2 protein-coding genes and 2 pseudogenes are annotated in these 2,273 nt (G+C 58.6%); 3 read left to right on the top strand and 1 reads right to left on the bottom strand.

Annotation, left to right across the window (positions count from 1 at the left end; all coding sequences use genetic code 11):
• From CV770_RS40805 to CV770_RS44405, 3 genes and pseudogenes are all read left to right on the top strand, one after another.
• Nucleotides 1-154 (top strand): SDR family oxidoreductase (locus tag CV770_RS40805; RefSeq protein ID WP_146101465.1); only part of this gene is annotated, 154 nt, incomplete at its 5' end.
• A 163-nt stretch (nt 155-317) separates the two neighbouring features.
• Nucleotides 318-1,085: pseudogene (locus tag CV770_RS44410) on the top strand (oleate hydratase); the annotation flags it as partial.
• Nucleotides 1,001-1,456, top strand: a complete 456-nt coding sequence (locus tag CV770_RS44405; RefSeq protein ID WP_502693641.1) for an oleate hydratase — start codon at nt 1,001-1,003, stop codon at nt 1,454-1,456. The pseudogene CV770_RS44410 and the gene CV770_RS44405, both read left to right, overlap by 85 nt.
• 8 nt (nt 1,457-1,464) lie before the next feature.
• On the opposite strand, the pseudogene CV770_RS40795 reads toward CV770_RS44405, so the two are convergent.
• Nucleotides 1,465-2,273, bottom strand: a pseudogene (locus tag CV770_RS40795) (transposase); the annotation flags it as partial.

The raw sequence follows: 2,273 nt of genomic DNA, 5'->3' as shown, positions 1-2,273 counted from the left end.
TGGGCGGGCAGCCGAGCCGCCGGAAGTGTCACAGGTAGTGTTGTTCCTGCTCAGTGACGAGTCCTCTTATCTTACGGGCTCCGAAATCGTCGTCGATGGCGGTCTGACGATCGGCGTCCCGTACAAGCGTCAGGCGTCCGAAAGCATCTTTTGACTATCAGCTGACCAATTGTCACATAAAACAAGATCTGAGGTTGCGATGTATTACAGCAGTGGGAACTACGAAGCCTTTGCTCGTCCCGCAAGCCCGCTGGTGTGGACAGCAAGACGGCGTTGTTCGTTGGTTCGGCTTGGCGGCGCTCTCCGGCACAGCCATCATGATCCGCGACGGGCATATGCGGGGCGATCGTATTATCATTCTCGAGCGGCTGAACCTTCCAGGTGGGGCGTTGGACGGTAGTTGGGACCCGGAAAGAGGGTCCGTCATCCGACGTGGTCGAGAGACGGAGGAACATTTCGAGTGCCTCTGGGATCTGTTCCGTTCGATCCCGTCGCTCGAACTCGAAGGCGCCAGCGTCCTTGCCGAGTTCTACTGGCTAAACAAAGATGATCCGAACCACTCACTTCAGCGGGTGACGGTGAATCAGGGACAGGATGCTCATACCGACGGCCTCTTCACTCTGGGCGAAGAGGCCCAGAAGGAGCTGATTGCCGTATTTCTTGCCACGCGTAAGCAGATGGAAAGCAAGCGTATCGACGAAGTGTTCGGAAGCGATTTCTTCAACAGCAATTTCTGGCTTTACTGGCGGACTATGTTCGCTTTTGAAGAATGGCATTCGGCCCTCGAGATGAAACTTTATCTGCATCGATTTATCCACCATATCGGCGGCCTGCCTGATTTTCGCGCGCTGAAACTTATCAAGTACAATCAGTACGAATGGCTTGTTCTGCCGTTATGCAAATGGCTCCTAGAGCAGGGAGTCATCTTTCGTTACGGGGGCGAAGTCACTGATATCGATTTCGACATAAAGCGCGGACGCAGGCAAGTCACAGGCATCCACTGGCTGGAGAATGGCTTTGCGGGCAGCCTCGATATTGGTCCCGACGATCTTGTTATCATGACGATTGGGTCCCTTACCGAGAACTCGGACATGGGGGATCATCATACGGCGCCCAGGCTCGACGAAGGCTCGGCGCGCGCCTGGGATGGCGGCGTATTGCGGCCAAAGATACCGCCTTTGGCCGTCCAAACGTCTTTGGAGGAAATATCGCTGCAACCAAATGGGAATCGGCCACGATCACGACCCTGGACGCACGCATTCCGGGGTACATCCGTAAGATCGCCAAACGCAATCCGTTCAGCGGCAGGGTCGTCACAGGAGGCATCGTTACGGTAAAAGATTCGAGCTGGTTACTTAGTTGGACCGCAAACCAGCCGCATTTCAAGCACCAGCCCTGCGACCAAGTCGTCGTCTGGGTCTATTCGCTGTTCGTCGAGAAAGATGGTGATTACTGAGTCGTCCGTTAAGAAGCCGGATTGAGCTGGGCTGGGCGTGCGAACGTGCGCCAGAGCTGGACCAGGATGAGGCACAAGAGTTCTCTGAGCCAGGCGAGGATGCGGCGGAAGTTGTGGCCCACGGCTGAGAGGAAGACATTGGCGGCGTCTCCTGCGCGGCCCTTGAGGTGGCAGCGGCCGAGGTGACCTTCGGCTTTCATGTGTCCGATGATGGGCTCGATAGTGGAGCGGCGGCGCAGCTCGCGCTTGATGACACCGAAGACGCCGCGCTTTTGGCCTGAGATGAAGACGCGACGCGGATTTTGTGCGTCGTGGCCGCGGTATCCCTTGTCGACATAGGCCCGCTCGATCGCACAGCCGGTGAGTGTCTCGGTGCGGTCCATAACGTCCCGCAACGTGTGACCGTCGTAAGGGTGTCGGGCAGCGACCTGGCATGCAGCACGAACAGGCCACCGGGGGCGCGGCGATTGTTGGTAACGTGGAGGCCTTCACGCCGAACTCGTAAGGTGCGGCGGCCTTGCCCTTGCCGATGCACTCCACCTCCGGGGCATGGAAAGAATAAAGCTTGAAGCCGCGCTGGCGCTGCTGCTGCGAGCGGATCTGCGTGGCCCGGCCAAGCGGGAGGGCGAACGCCTCCTCCAACGCTGGCTGCCTCTCGATCTTGCGGCGGATGTCTCGGATGATCCGGCCGAGCCGGGAGCGCAGGATGCGCAACTGCCGCTGATGCCGATTGAACTGTTTGGCATGGGCATAGCGCCCTGCCATCATCGCCGCGGCCTTGGCCACGCGACAATAGGATTGCCGCAGCCTGACGCCG

The sequence above is a fragment of the Bradyrhizobium sp. AC87j1 genome, from assembly GCF_002936975.1.
GTDB classification, from domain to species: Bacteria; Pseudomonadota; Alphaproteobacteria; order Rhizobiales; family Xanthobacteraceae; genus Bradyrhizobium; species Bradyrhizobium shewense.
Note: the sequence above shows the minus strand (reverse complement) of the source record. Positions and strands in the feature narration are given on the sequence as shown.